Here is a 16,162-nt window from a genome sequence, read left to right as displayed (position 1 = left end):
TCTATAGTGGGACAATCCACTTGGATTATAGAGCTTTTTGATTATATAAAAAGATTCTTAAAAAGACGATGACAAATGAACTGACCTCAAAAAATTGAACAGAAAAATTAACTTCGAGAAGGCAATTCACATGAATCATCTTTTTGTTTTTATCTATTGAGAAGAAAGTGTTTTCTCACACTTAACTTGCCCATGGGTTATAAAATCGGCCTTTATTAAGAGCAAATAAACTTAGACTGATGAGTAAAATCAAACAGGCTAGAAATATAGTAAGAAAGTCATTTTTTCTAAAAGGCTGATAAGTATACCAAGTTCTCTTCTTATTTTTACCAAAGCGACGAAGTTCCATGGCAGTGGAAATGGTATCTATCCTATCCAAAGAGCTGAAAATAAGCGGAACAATAATTTGAACATTGCCCTTAATACGACTCATTAATCTGGCCTTTTTTGATAATTCCAATCCACGCGCTTCCTGTGACGTTCGAATCATGTAAAATTCTTCCTGAACATCAGGAATATAACGCAGTGTTAAACTAACAGCATAGGCTATTTTATAAGGAACTCCAATTTGATTAAGACTAGAGGCAAACTGACTTGGATGAGTCGTCATCAAAAATAAAATAGCCAGAGGTACTGTACAGAAATACTTGAGAACCAAATTTAAAAGATAAAAGATTTCCTGACTGCTTAAGTAAAACCTGCCAACCCCTTCAAATAATAAGGTCTTTGCTCCATAAATTTTTTCTCCATAATCAGGTGCAAAAAGATAAACCATGACAACATTCAAAACCGCAAATACGGTTATGAACTTCATGACGAAAGAAATATCCTGCCAATGAATATCTGCCATTTTAAAGAGAAAAATCGAAAGGATACTTACTGCTGCAATCAAACGCGTATCATAGGTTGTCATACAGGCAATAGAAACAAGGAGAAAGAAAAGTAATTTACTAGCACCTGATAGCTTGTAGAGAAAACCTTGACCATCATGATAGCCAATTAAGTGTTTATTCATCTTCTCCTCCTTGCTGGTCAATATAGTAATGCGTCAGAGCAATTGGATCACAACCCAATCTTTGAGCCAAATCAAAAATGCTAGTTTGTTTAAGATTGGCCATTCTTAGTATGTCCGGTTGGCTAAAGAGGGTAATGGGACTTTGATCAGCTAAAATGTGACCATCACTAATAACCAAGGCTCGATCAGAATATTCCAACATGAGTTGCATATCATGTGTAATCATGATAATAGTATGCCCCAAAGCATGCAAATCATTTAAGAAAGACATCATTTCTGTATAATGCTTCTTGTCTTGTCCTGCTGTCGGTTCATCTAAAAGAATCACCTCTGGATTCAATACCAAAATAGACGCAATGGTCACACGTTTTTTCTGTCCGAAGGAAAGAGCTGAAATGGGCCACTTGCGAAACTCATAAAGACCGCAAATCTTTAAAACCTTCAAAACGCACTCTTCGATCTGACCGTCATCAATACCGCGTAAACGCAGACCCAGAGCGACTTCATCAAAAATCATCGTTTGACTAATCATTTGATTAGGATTTTGGAGAACATAGCCAATACGCTCAGAGCGTTCCTTGATGGAATCAGATGCAATATCCTGGCCTTGATAAAAGATCTGTCCTTCATAGGAAATAAATTGACAAAGCGCTTTGGCCAGTGTCGATTTACCTGCACCATTTTTGCCAACAATAGCAAGACGTTCTCCTTTATTAAGAGTAAAAGAGAGATCCTTCAAAATAGGACACTCTGGACTATAGGCAAAATTAAGGTGTTGAATATCAAACAAGACTTGTGGCTCGTAAGATTCTCTTTGAGAAACATTGCCTGTAAAACTGACTCCAGAGAGATCAAGTTGCTCAAGATTAGCTAAATGAGAAGTATTTTTGATATCCAAACCAAGATGACGTAAAACAGTTAAATAGAGGGGCTCACGAATACCATTTTCTTGTAAAAGACTTGTCTTTAAAAGATGAGCAGGACTTCCATTAAAAAGAACTTGACCTTCATTAATCAGTATAACCCGATCAACAGGTCGATAAAGAACATCTTCTAAGCGATGTTCGATAATAATAGTAGTTGTTTTTGCCGTCTGATGAAGGCGATCAATCAAATCTATAGTGTCCTGACCAGATTTTGGGTCTAAATTAGCTAAGGGTTCGTCAAATAATAAAACAGGACTTTCATCAATCAGGACACCTGCCAAACTGACTCTTTGCTTTTGTCCGCCTGATAGATCCTGCGGACGATGTTGGAGAAAGTCTTTTAAATCCCAATTGTCTGACCAAATATCTACCTTTTCAATCATTTTTTCATGGCCTACACAGTCATTTTCCAAGGCAAAGGCAAGATCTTCTGCTACTGTTAAGCCAATAAATTGCCCGTCTGGATCTTGTAAAACAGTTGAAACAAGATGAGATTTTTCATAAATAGATAGGTCAAAGACATCCTTGCCAGCTATTGTCAAAGAGCCTTCAGCCTGCCCTTTATAAATATTAGGAATAATGCCATTTAAACAGTGCCCTATGGTTGACTTTCCACTTCCAGAAGGCCCAATAATCAGTACCTTTTCCCCTTTCTCAATAGAAAGTGTGATTTCTTTCAAGGTTGGCTCTGCCTGAGCATCATATTTAAAGGAAAAATCCTTGAATTCAATAAATGGTTTCATAAAAATGATTTTCCTAATCTTCTAGGAGGTTAATCTTTTGATAAACTTCCTGCTTGTGTCCGACTTTTTGCATAAATAGCCAGGAGAATGGTAGCGCCAACTCCGACTGTCAATGCATTGGCTACGCTAGCCAGCAAACCTTGAACAAAGACTTTGCTTACTGGCTCTTTAAAAATAATGATATCGCCAAGAGGTGCGATGATTCCCCAAGCAAGAACGTTTACCAGCACTTGAACAATATTAAAGGCAGCAACATCTTTAGTTGAAAAGATCCCCTTTTCAACACGAAGACGATTTTTTAAAAAGCCGATGCCAAGACCAACAAGACCGCTTGGAATAACCCATGACCACCAAATACCATAACCGGCAAACATATCTTTTACCATATGACCGATTAAACCAATAAAGAAGCCAACAGCTGGACCAAAAATAACAGCCAGAAAGGCTTGAACAGCATATTGCAACTGAATACTTGTGTTAGCAAAGAGAGGAATATTAACGAACATGCCAATAATGACAAATAAGGCTGCTCCAATCCCTGTTGCAACTACTGCTTTAATTGAATGATTTTTCATTTTTTCTCCTTAATCTAATTTTTTGATTTCAATATGCCACTGAGGTCCAACACCGACATTGTAGGCATTAGCAAAAGAACCTTGGTTAATCGCAACACCCACGCGGTAAAGAGAATTAATATAAATAATGGGCTGACCGATACGAACAGCTGCAAATGATTTGCCATAGGTCACTTGATTTTGATAAACGAGCATATCATTATTGTAGATAGTTACTTCAAAGCGATCATTGAATTCTGGCTTAAGCATGTAGAATTCTTCACGTGTAATAGAAGTCCATAAAGAACCAAAACGAACATCTAGAATATCAACAGCACCACAAACAAGATTATCTTCAATAATGGTTTCAACCACTGGTAATTCTACTATGGACTCAATAGCTAACTCTGGACCAACTTCTTCAAAAGAAATATGACCACTTGCTAACCTAGCTCCTGTAAAGGCATAAACATCACGACCGTGAAATGTATAAGATAGTTCTGTATGACGACGTCGATTTTCAATTTCTGAAATTTCACGAACCGCTTTAATACCAACATGCTTTTTGATATAAGATAAAGTCCCATTATCAGGCGTCACAATATACTGATTTTTTGACGTTAAAGCCACAACGCTTTTTCTGTCTGAGCCAACTCCCGGATCAACCACTGATACAAAGGTAGTTCCTTGAGGCCAATATTCAACTGTCTGAAAGAGACGATAAGAAGCTTCAAAAATGTTGTAAGGAGTTATTTCATGAGTTAAATTGTGAATACCAAGTGTTGGATCTTCTTGCAGAGCGACACCAATCATCGCAGATACAGCACCATCAACCAAACCAAAATCTGACTGCAAGACTAATAAATTATTACTCATTTTTAATAATTGCCCTTCTTTCTTATTTTATCTTATCACAAGATTATTGTTTTTTGTAGACTGTAAAAGAGTAGAAACAGCTATAGTTTTTACCTATAACTGTTTCTTCATTTAATAAAATAGGATTAGTAAAGTTCCAAATGTCTATCTTTGAAAACAGGAATTTGACCACGAACCTTTTTAACTTGGCTTAGATCTATCTGAGCACTAAAAATTCCTTCACAATCATTTGCCTCTAAAAGAATTCTTCCCAAAGGATCAATGATTAAAGAATGACCGTCAAATTGGTCCTTGAGTCCTTTTCCGACACGATTAACAGCAATGACAAAGGCCTGATTTTCAATAGCACGCGCCTGCAAAAGGATCTTCCATTGTTCGATGCGGCTGCTGGGCCACTGGGCTGAGACAAATAAAAGAGCAGCATCTTGACTCATCAAATGACGAATCCATTCAGGAAAGCGGATATCGTAACAAATAACATGGCTAGCACCAACAGTTCCAATTTGAAAATGACTTTCTCTTTGTCCAGCAGTCAAAAATTCATCTTCAGCCATTAGACCAAAAAGATGAACCTTATCATAAGTATTTATCAGCTGTCCTTTCGAAGAAAAACTATAAGCTGTATTGTAAAAATGGCCTTTTCGTTTGGTCGCTACAGATCCAGCAACTAAAGTAACTCCATGCTTCTCAGCAAATTGACTAAGCCAAGAACGATTGGCTTTCCCATCTTCATCAGCAATTTCTTCTAATTTATCCAACGCATAACCACTGTTCCATAATTCCGGTAAGACAATGACATCGGGCTCTTCTAAGAGTGCTTCTTGTAAAAGATTTTGGACGTTTGCCTGATTAACATGAGGCTGACCATCTTTTATATCTAATTGCAACAGACTAATTTTCAAAAAAACACCTCCTCAAGCAAGGTCACAAGAGACAAAACCGTCATCGCAATTTTTCCTACCCTAAGTTTTAACGATGACTTACTTTTCGAGTTAGCGTATCTCCGATAAACTGGATTGTGAAAATAAGCAAAAGAATAAGTAAAGTTGCAACCCAAGTGACATCATTATTAAAACGATTATAACCGTAAGAAATAGCAACATTTCCAAGTCCCCCAGCTCCGATTGCTCCGGCCATAGCCGTTTCACCAACAAGAGAAATCAAGGTTACCGTTGAGACACGAATAAGATCCGGAAAACCTTCACTGAGATAGACCTTTACAATATCCCAAAAGGTAGCTCCAGAAGCTTGTGCTGCCTCAATAACACCGCGATCCAATTCAGAAAAGACAACCTGTACTTGCCGTGCAAAGAAAGGAAAAGTCGCAAAAGATAAAGGAACTAAGGCTGCTGTCGCACCTAAATTCGTTTGCATCAAAAGCATGGTTAATGGTGCTAAGACAGCAATCAAAATAACAAAAGGAATGGCGCGGAAAACAGATGTTACTTTGTCAATGATCCAACAAACAACCTTATTTTCAATAACACCTTCAGGTCCCATTAATACTAAGAGGAGACCAAAAACCAAACCAACGCCTCCTCCAATAACAAAAGGAACAATCGTCATATAAAGTGTATTCAGAATTGCTGTTAACCAACCAGCATCGCCTGTCAAACCAAGCTCATAAGCATTGGGTAAATAGGTTTGAATAAAATGCATTTTAAACTCCTCTCTTCAAAACCGTTACTGTTAAATCTGAATATTTTAACTCATTAAGTGCTTGTTCAATATTAGTAGCTGCGCCCTCTAAAATAACAATCATCTCACCAACAGGTGTTTTTTCTAAAATTTCTATATTGCCATACAGAATATTAGCAGTGACTTGATATTTTTTATAAAGGTTATTTAAAATAGGCTCATCCGTGGTTTTACCCGCGTATTTTAACTGCACCAAAGCAGCATTAGCTGGCAAGTTTTTAACGATTTCTTGCTGTTTAATCTTTATCAAAGCTTCTTCAATTCCCGTTGCTGTTTTGATGAAGTCTTTGGTTAAGTCTTCTCTAGGATTTGAAAAAATATCTAAAACGGAGCCTTCTTCAATTAGAGATCCTTCCTGCATGACAGCCACACGATTGCAAATATCTTTAACAATTTGCATCTCATGCGTAATCATGACAACAGTCAATCCCAATTTTTTATTTAAATCTTGTAAAAGTGCTAAAATTTGCTTGGTTGTTTTGGGATCTAAGGCCGAAGTGGCTTCATCTGAAATCAGAATTTTAGGATCATTAGCAAGAGCTCGAGCAATCGCAACACGTTGTTTTTGACCGCCAGAAAGCTGTGAAGGGTAGTTCTCTGCACGATCAGTTAAGCCCACCAATTCTAATAATTCTGTTACTTTACGTTCTTTTTCCGCTACACTGAGATTGGAATGACGCAAGGCGAAAGCAACATTTTGGCGCGCAGTCTTTTGAGCCATTAAATTGAAATGCTGGAAAATCATACCAATTTCATGACGCTTCTTTCTGAGTTCCTGACTGGATAACTGCTTTTCACCATTTTCAAAAATCACATCTTGATCTACTGTAATTTTTCCCTTTGTTGGGGTCTGCAAAAGATTAATCACACGAACAAGAGTGGACTTACCGGCGCCAGAATAACCAACAATGCCATAAATATCACCTTGATTAATATGTACTGTGACACCTTTAACCGCTTCAATGGTTCGCTTCTTTTGATGAAAGGTAATATCAATATGGTCAAGTTTTATAATCGCTTTACTCATAACTTCTAATTAACTCCTTAATTAATTCAATATGGGTATAATAGTCTGCTAAATTAACATTTTCATCACCACCGTGATCGCGACTATTGGGATTGCCAAGTCCAAAAGCTAACATAGGAATACCTAAAGCATCATAAACCGTATGCATAGGACCTGTACCAGCAGCAGTGGGCAGAACAGACACACCAGCTTCATAAAACTGCTTAGCCAAGTCAATAATGGTCAAAATAGCCGGAGCACTCATATCACTGCGATAAGATTCTTCGCCCAAGGTATAGGTTACCTTAACATGTTCAAAACCTAATTTTCTCAGATGACTATTAATCTTCTCAAAAACGTGCTGGGGACTGAGACCGGGAACTAAACGCATTTCCATCTTAGCACTGGCAGCAGAAGGCAGAATTGTTTTCACACCTTGTCCTTGATAACCAGAAGAAAGTCCTTCTATGGACAAGGCGGGTTCAAAAAGTAGGTCTTAAGAAAATCACGACGCTCTTTTTTCAAAGTTGGTAATTTTAAACCATAAACTTTGCGCAAGCCTTCACTATTTTCAAGAGCATAACGCTCTACTAAATCCAATTCACGCTCATTGGGCTCCAAGACCTGATCATAAATACCATCAATTAAAATCTGACCATCATCTGCTCGCATACTGGAAATCGCATTTAAGAGATACCATGTTGCCGATTCAACGACCGCACCATATTTTGAGTGAATATCAACTTCTGCACTGGAAACAGCGAGATTGAAAGTAATGATACCTTTATTACCACCTGTAATTTCTAACTGGCCCTGACTATTTTTAACACCTTGTTCCCAAATCAAAACATCGGCAGGAAGCAAACTATCCGCATATTTTTTTAAATACTTATCAAGATCTGTTGAAGCAGATTCTTCAGCCCCTTCCATTATAAAAGTAACATTAACAGGAAGATCCCCAACCTCACGAATATACTTTCGAACAGCTGTCAAACGAGCTGTAATATGCCCTTTGTCATCATCAACACCGCGGCCATACATATACCCCTTTCTTAAGGTCAGTTTAAAGGGATTATCTGTCCAAATCTGATCATTATCTGCCGGTACTGTATCATAATGGTTGTAAAAAATAATCGTTTTAGCCTGAGGTTTGGAACTTTTAAATTTAGCAATAACAAAGGGAGCCGTATAGGTTTCATCAATGGTCACTTCGGCACCGACATTGGCAAAAATTTCGCCCAAATAGCCTGCAACATCCTGCAGACCTATCTGTTGTGCAAAAATAGATTTTTTGGAAATCAAAGTCCGTAAAACCTCAAAATAATGCTGAGCAACTTCATCCTGCCAAAATTTAGCAATTTGCTCTTGTTCACTTGAAAATGCCATTTTTCTCCTTTTATATGACTGAGAGGTGAGACAAACTCATTATCTTATAATAATTTAGCGCTCTCATATCCCAAAGCTAAAGAAAAGCTCACTCACTGATGAGTTTTTCTACCTCTGAATTGAATTATTGAATTGTCATTATCTTAAAATAAGTCTGGGCAGCTTTTTTCCCAGACTCATTGTTTATTTGCCTTTACCACTCTTACCAAACAGGTTCATCAACGCCTTTAGCAGTCTTTTTAATAACTTTTTTAACAGCATCTGTATGATAAGCCTTAATCAATTTCTTAATCGCTGCTGCTTTCTTTGATTTTTTCCAATTCTTTTGAGCTGCAATGATATTAATCCATTGTTTAGAGCCTTCGTTTACTTTTCTTTATAAAGAGACGTTTTGAAATCAATTTTTGCCGGAACAGCGTAACTGTTATTAACAACAGCCGCATCAACGGATGCTAAATTACGAGCTGTTTGACTGGCATCCACTTCTTTAATATCAAGATTTTTGGGATTTGACTTAATATTTTTAACGGTAGCCAATTCATCACCAGAAACATTTAATTTAATTAAGCCAGCATCTTGAAGAACGTAAAGAGCGCGACTTTCGTTTGTCGCATCATTAGGAATAGCAATTTGACCGCCATCTGGAATTTCCTTAGCACTGCTGTATTTTGCTTTGCCATTTTCTGTGCCTGAAAAAAGATTAATCGGGCTGATATATGTCTCAGCTACAGTAACTAAATCCCCCTTGTTTTCCTTGTTCCAATTATTCAAGAAATTATAATGCTGGAAAGCATTGATGTCAATTTCGCCGTTTTTTAAAGCTTTATTAGGCTGTGAGTAATCTGTAAACTCTTTAAATTTAAGTTTGATATTTTCTTTTTTAAGCAGTTCCTCAATTTTATCCCACCGTTCTTTATCAGAATCAGTCATGGTCATCACACCAACAGTTAACGTGTTTTTATCATTTTTTTGGCCGCAAGCTGCCAAAACAAATGCCGCAGCTAAAGCCAAGCCTAAAAGACCTAATATTTTTTTAGTTTCATCGGTTATCCACCTTTTCTATTAAAGTAAGCCTATTCTCTCATATTTAATGATAGCTATCAAATTGTTATTTCAAAGATTTCCTTATAGTTAATAACTATAGCCATATCGTTAAAACACTGGTTTTCTCAATTCCAAAAAATCAGGTAAAAACCTGATTTTTAACAAATTACTTCATATCTTTTTTATCTGGCAGGTAGCTTCCTCCAAGATATTTTTTCGATAATTTTTCAAGTGTGCCATTTTCATAAAGTTTTTTGAGGCGTTTATTGACAAACTTTTGTAAGTCTTTTTGGTCTTGCGCAAAAATAAAGTAAACATATGGTTTTTGGTCTGAAGGAAGATCAATGACCTTCAAGTTATCAAGTCCCTGATCCCTAATAATAGTTTCTGCTGAAATTTTTTCAAAAATTTTAAAATCATACTTACCATCACTGACATTACGGATTTGATGCGCAAGGTCTTCACTGGTAAAGTTTAGTTTAACTTGATTGTTTTCATGTTTTTATTGAATTTCTGCAGCATAGACACTGTTGTATTTCCTTGAACAACTTGAGTGCTATGCCCAGCAATATCATTATAAGACTTAATATCACTATCTTTTGGAACCACTAATACCAATGGATTGGAAGCCGTTGGATTAGAATAAAGGTATTTACCGGCACGTTCTTTAGTATAACTGATATTGTTAGCTCCGATTTGATATTTGTCACTGTCTAGACCAGAGAAAATGCTGGTCCACTCTGTTTTTTGATATTTGACATCGTATTTATCAGAAGCTTTGAAAACTTCCTTAGCAACCTCAATATCATATCCCGTCAATTTTCCCTTTTTCTCATAAGAAAACGGATTTGTTGTCCCAACAGTCGCAAGGGTTACCGTTTTTTTAGATGATTTTGATCCGCAGGCAGTTAACAAAAGAATTGAGGCAAAAGCGACCGCTCCAATTCTTAAAATATGTTTCAATTTCATAATTTTCCTCCAAGAATATGATTATATCCATCTTATCACTAATTGAAAAGCTTGCCTATTATATAATTCCTATCACGGTGATAAGAAAATTCTATCACGAACTCAAGGTTAAATCTTTATCTTAGAAAAGGAAAGAAAATAAAAATTAAAGTTTCTATCTTTTTGTTGCCCAAATAGACTAGGTGTCAAATCATAGACAGCATTGGAGTATAATAACCTATTATTTGATTTTTGAAGAGTGTAACTAGGCTTTCACCTTATTTCCATAAAGAAAGAGGATGGGAATATCTTACCCAATCCTCCTAAAAATCATAAATAACAGCATTCATTTTTTAAGTTCAAATCTCATTTAATCACGACATTAACCAATTTGTTAGGCACTGCAATAACTTTTACAATATCCTTTCCTGCAATCTCTGCTTGGATTTTGTCGTTGGCAAGAGCAATTTTTTCAAGTTCTTCACGGCTGGAATCCTTAGGAACAACAACCTTGGCACGAACTTTTCCTTTGATTTGAAGAACAATCTCGATTTCATCTTCGACCAATTTGGATTCATCATAGCTTGGCCAAGTAACATAAGAGAGAGATTCACCTGATTGCGTCAATACTTGCCAAAGCTCTTCAGCTAAATGCGGTGCAAACGGCGCCAATAATTGAATAAATCCCTTAGCATAATCAAGAAAGAGTTGTTCTTCCTTGTTAGCGGCATTGACAAAAATCATCAATTGAGAAATAGCTGTGTTAAAGCGCATAGCTTCAAGATGCTCTGTTACGGTTTTAACTACTTCATTATAAATCTTGTCTAAGTGTCCATTGTTTTTGGCAACTATTTCTTTTGTTGTGATAAGACGGTAGACACGATCAAGGAATTTGCGGCTGCCTTCAAGGCCTTCTTCAGACCATGCAATAGAAGCATCAAGCGGTCCCATAAACATTTCGTAAACACGAAGGGTATCAGCACCATATTGTTCGACAACATCATCAGGATTGACAACGTTTTTGAGTGATTTGGACATCTTAGCCGGTGCTTGTTCCAACTCTTCGCCTGTTTCGATGTTGAAGAAAGAACCATCACGTTTTTCAACTTTATCCGTTGCTACTAAAGCACCACGATGATCGCGATAGCTGGTTCCCAAAATCATCCCTTGGTTAAAGAGTTTTTGGAAAGGTTCTTTGGTTGGTACGGCACCAAGATCATAGAGAAACTTATGCCAGAAACGTGCATAAAGCAAGTGGAGAACGGCATGTTCAGCACCGCCGACATAAACATCAACTGGCAGCCATTGTTTCAGAAGATCCTCATCAGCCAATTTTTGGTCATTATGTGGATCAATATAGCGCAAGAAGTACCAGCTAGAGCCTGCCCACTGTGGCATAGTATTGGTTTCTCGGCGACCTTTAACACCATCTTCACGCGTCACTTCCAACCAGTCTGTCAAGTTAGCAAGCGGAGACTCACCTGTCCCAGAAGGTTTGATATCATTGGTTACTGGTAAGACAAGTGGCAATTCATTTTCAGGAAGAGCTGTAATCGTTCCATCTTCCCAATGAATGATTGGAATAGGCTCACCCCAGTATCGTTGACGGCTAAAGAGCCAGTCACGCAAGCGATAGGTCACTTTCTTATTACCGACACCTTCAGTTTCAAGCCAAGCAACCATCTTGTCAATAGCAGCAGCCTTGTCAAGACCGTTTAAGAAACCAGAATTAATGTGCAATCCGTCATCTGTATAAGCTGCTTCTGCTACATTTCCACCTTCAAGAACGGGAATGATATCAAGATTAAACTGTTTAGCAAATTCCCAGTCACGTTCGTCATGAGCTGGAACGGCCATGATGGCACCCGTTCCGTAGCTAGCAAGCACGTAGTCGGCTATCCAAATTGGAATTTCTTCGCCATTGACAGGATTGATAGCATAGCTACCTGTCCAAACCCCTGTTTTTTCCTTAGCAAGGTCTGTACGGGCTAAATCCGATTTGAGACTAGCTTGATGTTTATAATCAGCAACTGCTTGCGCTTGACCAGCAGTAGTAATAATATCTACCAAATCATGCTCAGGAGCAAGAACAGCATAAGTAGCACCAAAGAGCGTATCGGGGCGAGTGGTAAAAACGGTAAATTCCTCATCTGTGTCCTTGACTTTGAAAGTTACATTGGCCCCAGTTGATTTACCAATCCAATTGCGCTGCATATCCTTGATAGATTCAGGCCAGTCCAGATCTTCCAAATCTTCTAAGAGACGTTCAGCATAAGCTGTGATTTTCAACATCCATTGGCGCATAGGCTTGCGGACAACTGGATAACCACCGCGTTCAGAAGTTCCATCTGGCAGCACCTCTTCATTGGCAATAGCTGTCCCTAGTTCTTCAACCCAGTTGACTGGTACTTCAGCTTCATATGCTAGGCCTTTTTCATAAAGTTTAGTAAAAATCCACTGAGTCCATTTATAGTAGTTAGGATCTGTCGTGTTAATTTCACGCTCCCAATCATAAGAGAAACCAAGTGATTTAATTTGGCGTTTAAAGGTCGCTATATTTTGCGCTGTAAAGTCAGCAGGATCATGACCCGTGTCCATAGCATATTGCTCAGCAGGTAAGCCAAAAGCATCCCAGCCCATGGGGTGAAGGACATTATAACCTTGCGCACGTTTGAAGCGGCTAAGAATATCCGTCGCAGTATAACCTTCTGGATGACCAACGTGTAGACCAGCTCCAGATGGATAAGGAAACATATCAAGGGCATAAAATTTTGGTTTTGAGGCAGCCGTTCCAGTCTTAAAAGTATGGTTATCTTCCCAGAATTTTTGCCATTTATTCTCAATTGCTTTGTGATTGTAGTAAACCATAATATTCTCCGATAAAAGTATAGTCTCTTTATTATATCATTTTTATAAGGAATGAACAGAGCTAATAAGAAACTTGCAAATGAAAAAGCATCTAGCAACTGCTGATTGAGTCTCACTAAAAAAGCTTATCTACTCCAAATGATAATGACAAGCTATCTACATTTTAAAGAATATACTTTTTGGAAAAAATACTCTAGTTTAGACTTAGGAATTGACAAGAAAAAAAGACAAGTGTAGAATAGCACAAAGATATTTTACAAGCGTAATAATATCTATATGCTTAATAATGCGGCATTCCAATTCTTTACTGATTATCCCTCTACAAAAAGCTTAAGATAAGAGAATAATGCCATATTTTAAGTATAATCTATAAGACAAATGCAGAAAGAAGGACTATCATGTTAAATGAAACTATCCAAAAAGAGTTCCAAAGAAAAGAAATCAAATATTTAATTGAAGCTGACACCTTTGAACAATTACAAAAAGAATTTCAAGATTATCTTACTCCGGATCGCTTCACTCATTCCTCCATTACCAATATTTATTTTGATAATCCCGACTTTCAATTGATTAAGGATTCAATCAACCATCGCCATGCCAGTGAAAAAATTAGAATGCGTACCTATGACCCAAAACCTACTCAAAAAAGTCAAGCTTTTTTAGAAATCAAGAAAAAAGAATATCAGGGTGAACAAGAAATCGGTTATAAATACCGTCTGACATCCACTCCTTTATCTCTTTGCAATTATGTTCAGCAAGGAATAATGGACAATAACATAAAACAAGATGACAGAGCTAATCATGAGCTTGCTATTTTACGAGAACGTTATAGAAAACTAGTACCAAAAATGTTCATTCACTATGAACGCTTTTCACTAAAAGGAATTGAAAATCCTAAACTTCGCGTTACTTTTGACCGCAATGTTATTTATCGCCACGAAAATGTTAACCTCACTTCAGGTTTTAATGGTTATCCACTTCTAAAAAATAATCAAATCGTTATGGAAGTCAAAGTTAAAAACGGGCTTCCTGCTTGGATGGAAAAAATATTCCATAAACACCAGCTCATTTCACAATCTTTTTCAAAGTATACTACTGCCTATTTAAAGGCCTATGGGCTAACACCTGAAGATATCAGAGAGGAGCCTACATCAATTGCTTAATCAGATTTTTAACAGTGTCTTCTCAAATCGAGATATTACTATTAGTCCCACCATGTTCGCCTTATCTATCTTAACCAGCCTGCTTTTGGGATTATTACTGGCTAAAATTTATAAATACAAGACTATCTATACTAAAGAATTCATTATTACCTTAGCTACCTTGCCTGTACTCATTTCCATGATTATTTTTCTTGTTAATGGTAATTTAGGGACCAGTGTTGCTGTTGCAGGAACTTTTGGTCTGATTCGTTTTCGTTCAGCTGCAGGCGGTGCTAAAGAAATTCTTTATATTTTCTTTGCGACTGCTATTGGTATTGCAACAGGTATGGGCTTTCTTGTTCTAGCCATCCTGTTTACCCTGACCTTGACCCTTGTGCTTTGGCTTTATGAGAATTCAGGCTTTTCACAAGTCAGCACAAGCAGACGACAGGCAACTTTTATTGTACCTAATAATGAGATTGATTATATCCCTATACTGGAAAAAATTCTAAACAAAACCTGCCGTGAAATAAATCTCATTTCTGTTAAAAACATTAACAAAAACAACACTATTCAAATGGAATATCATTTAGACTTAAAACCAGAAGTGAATGATATAGGACTCATCAATAGTGTCATGACTTACAACCCTGATATTGAAGTCACTCTTGATACCAGCGCCAAAAAAAAGAAAATTTTATAACTTATGACATGAAAAAAGTCTCTTGGTAACACTACCTCGAGACTTTTTGCTTCTTCCAATTGATAAATGACTCTTTATACCCTTCAACAAGTAAAATGATAGATTGTCAGACTGATGATACCAGCTGCACTGCCTCTATTTCCCACTTTCACGTTGATTAAGCGCTGACGCTGACATGGGGTTCAGAATACAAGCCCCGAAAGTTTTTTATAGTTCTGCAATTTGATACAGTTCAAGTTCAGCTTGGGTTTCTGCTCCGAACATATTAATCATAATTTTAACTTTATTATTTTCAATTTCAACAACACGGCCCTCTTGACCTACAAAGGCACCATCAATAATTTGCACTACATCTCCTTCTTTGATGTTGGTATCAATAATATCAACTGTTTGTCCCATAGACAAGAGAATAGAACGAATTTCTTCTTCAAGAAGCGGAGTTGGTTTAGAACGATTACCGTGTGAGCCGACAAAACCAGTAACGTTTGGTGTGTTACGCACAACAAACCAAGCCTCATCTGTCATAACCATCTCAACCAAAACATAGCCTGGAAAGCGATTTTCTTCAACTTCTTTAGTTTTGCCGTTTTTTTCGACATTAACAGTCTGTGTTGGAATTTCTACGCGTAAAATATTATCCAACATGTTATAAGTCTGTGCCCGTTGCAGCAGATTTTCCTTTACTTTATTTTCATAGCCAGAATAAGTTTGCAGCACAAACCATCCTTTATCAAATGAATCCATGATTTACCTCCATTTTTGTATTATAAAAAAGCCTAGGTGGCTTTTGGAAATTTTCGTACATTATTATATCATAAAAGCTTAAGAACCCCTAGTCTTTTTTATTAAATAAACAAATTTCTTCATAAAAAAACAGCCCTTTTCAGCTGTTTTTATTTTCAAAAACGTTTTAATAATTCAGCCAAACCCAGAGTCAATAGCTTATCAAAAATAAAGATGACAAGAGCAAAGAATGCAGAATACTCCAGAATTGAAATAAAATCATGCCATGATTGTTTACGTGTTGGCCATGTCGTATGCTTTAGAACTGAAAAAACGCCACCGATGAATTTCATAGTTTTTTCTCCTAACGTGTTTCCTTATGCAAGGTATATTTTTTACAATATTTACAAAATTTATTAACTTCTAGTCGGCTTGGTTTAGGATTGCCACTCACGCCAATAGAATAATTCCGTGAGCCGCATTCTACACAAGCCAGACTCGCTTTCTTCTGCGCCATAATACCTCCATAA

General features: G+C 37.1%; 13 protein-coding genes and 3 pseudogenes. 2 read left to right on the top strand and 14 right to left on the bottom strand.

Going from position 1 to position 16,162, the window contains the following annotated elements:
• Window positions 1-181: 181 nt before the first annotated feature.
• The 11 genes and pseudogenes from SRT_RS01325 to leuS form a co-directional block, all read right to left on the bottom strand.
• A complete protein-coding gene (locus SRT_RS01325) occupies window positions 182-1,015 on the bottom strand; it encodes an energy-coupling factor transporter transmembrane component T family protein (protein WP_128832780.1) in 834 nt (277 codons plus the stop codon).
• A complete protein-coding gene (locus tag SRT_RS01320; protein WP_128832779.1) occupies window positions 1,008-2,684 on the bottom strand; it encodes an ABC transporter ATP-binding protein in 1,677 nt (558 codons plus the stop codon). Before SRT_RS01320 ends, SRT_RS01325 begins: the two co-directional genes overlap by 8 nt.
• A 29-nt stretch (window positions 2,685-2,713) precedes the next feature.
• Window positions 2,714-3,259, bottom strand: a complete 546-nt coding sequence (locus SRT_RS01315; protein ID WP_128832778.1) for an ECF-type riboflavin transporter substrate-binding protein — start codon at window positions 3,257-3,259, stop codon at window positions 2,714-2,716.
• A gap of 9 nt (window positions 3,260-3,268) precedes the next feature.
• Entirely contained in the window at window positions 3,269-4,114 is an 846-nt protein-coding gene (locus SRT_RS01310; RefSeq protein ID WP_128832777.1) for an SAM hydrolase/SAM-dependent halogenase family protein, read from the bottom strand.
• Window positions 4,115-4,239: 125 nt separating this feature from the next.
• Window positions 4,240-5,016 carry a carbon-nitrogen family hydrolase gene (locus SRT_RS01305; RefSeq protein WP_128832776.1) on the bottom strand — a complete coding sequence of 259 codons (777 nt, stop codon included), beginning with the start codon at window positions 5,014-5,016 and terminating at the stop codon, window positions 4,240-4,242.
• A 67-nt stretch (window positions 5,017-5,083) separates the two neighbouring features.
• Window positions 5,084-5,773: a methionine ABC transporter permease gene (locus SRT_RS01300; protein ID WP_002262134.1), complete on the bottom strand. Its 690-nt coding sequence runs from the start codon at window positions 5,771-5,773 to the stop codon at window positions 5,084-5,086.
• 1 nt (window position 5,774) lies between these two features.
• Window positions 5,775-6,839 carry a methionine ABC transporter ATP-binding protein gene (locus tag SRT_RS01295; protein ID WP_128832775.1) on the bottom strand — a complete coding sequence of 355 codons (1,065 nt, stop codon included), beginning with the start codon at window positions 6,837-6,839 and terminating at the stop codon, window positions 5,775-5,777.
• Window positions 6,832-8,204, bottom strand: a pseudogene (locus tag SRT_RS01290) (M20/M25/M40 family metallo-hydrolase). Before SRT_RS01290 ends, SRT_RS01295 begins: the two are co-directional and overlap by 8 nt.
• A 202-nt stretch (window positions 8,205-8,406) precedes the next feature.
• A pseudogene (locus SRT_RS01285) lies at window positions 8,407-9,254 on the bottom strand (MetQ/NlpA family ABC transporter substrate-binding protein).
• A gap of 160 nt (window positions 9,255-9,414) precedes the next feature.
• Window positions 9,415-10,217: pseudogene (locus SRT_RS01280) on the bottom strand (amino acid ABC transporter substrate-binding protein).
• A 345-nt stretch (window positions 10,218-10,562) separates the two neighbouring features.
• Window positions 10,563-13,064 (bottom strand): leucine--tRNA ligase, encoded by a 2,502-nt coding sequence (gene leuS, locus SRT_RS01275; protein WP_128832774.1) that lies wholly within the window; start codon window positions 13,062-13,064, stop codon window positions 10,563-10,565.
• Between the two features lie 398 nt (window positions 13,065-13,462).
• On the opposite strand from leuS, the gene SRT_RS01270 reads away from it, so the two are divergent.
• Together SRT_RS01270 and SRT_RS01265 are read left to right on the top strand one after the other, a co-directional pair.
• Window positions 13,463-14,227, top strand: coding sequence for a polyphosphate polymerase domain-containing protein (locus tag SRT_RS01270; protein ID WP_128832773.1), 765 nt, complete (start codon window positions 13,463-13,465; stop codon window positions 14,225-14,227).
• Window positions 14,220-14,909, top strand: coding sequence for a DUF4956 domain-containing protein (locus SRT_RS01265; protein ID WP_128832772.1), 690 nt, complete (start codon window positions 14,220-14,222; stop codon window positions 14,907-14,909). The genes SRT_RS01270 and SRT_RS01265 overlap by 8 nt, the downstream gene beginning before the upstream one ends.
• A 207-nt stretch (window positions 14,910-15,116) precedes the next feature.
• Here SRT_RS01265 and nusG read toward each other — a convergent pair whose 3' ends face one another.
• The 3 genes from nusG to rpmG all read right to left on the bottom strand — a co-directional run bounded on the left by nusG (window position 15,117) and on the right by rpmG (window position 16,149).
• Window positions 15,117-15,653 (bottom strand): transcription termination/antitermination protein NusG, encoded by a 537-nt coding sequence (gene nusG, locus SRT_RS01260; protein WP_002262142.1) that lies wholly within the window; start codon window positions 15,651-15,653, stop codon window positions 15,117-15,119.
• Window positions 15,654-15,808: 155 nt separating this feature from the next.
• The gene (gene secE / locus SRT_RS01255) at window positions 15,809-15,985 is read right to left on the bottom strand and encodes a preprotein translocase subunit SecE (protein WP_002262143.1); all 177 of its coding nucleotides are present in this window, start codon (window positions 15,983-15,985) and stop codon (window positions 15,809-15,811) included.
• Between the two features lie 11 nt (window positions 15,986-15,996).
• A complete protein-coding gene (gene rpmG, locus SRT_RS01250; protein ID WP_128832771.1) occupies window positions 15,997-16,149 on the bottom strand; it encodes a 50S ribosomal protein L33 in 153 nt (50 codons plus the stop codon).
• Window positions 16,150-16,162: the final 13 nt, after the last annotated feature.

The sequence above is a fragment of the Streptococcus troglodytae genome, from assembly GCF_002355215.1.
Taxonomy (GTDB): Bacteria; Bacillota; Bacilli; order Lactobacillales; family Streptococcaceae; genus Streptococcus; species Streptococcus troglodytae.
The sequence above is the reverse complement of the archived record's forward strand: the minus strand, read 5'-3'. Positions and strand labels throughout refer to the sequence as shown.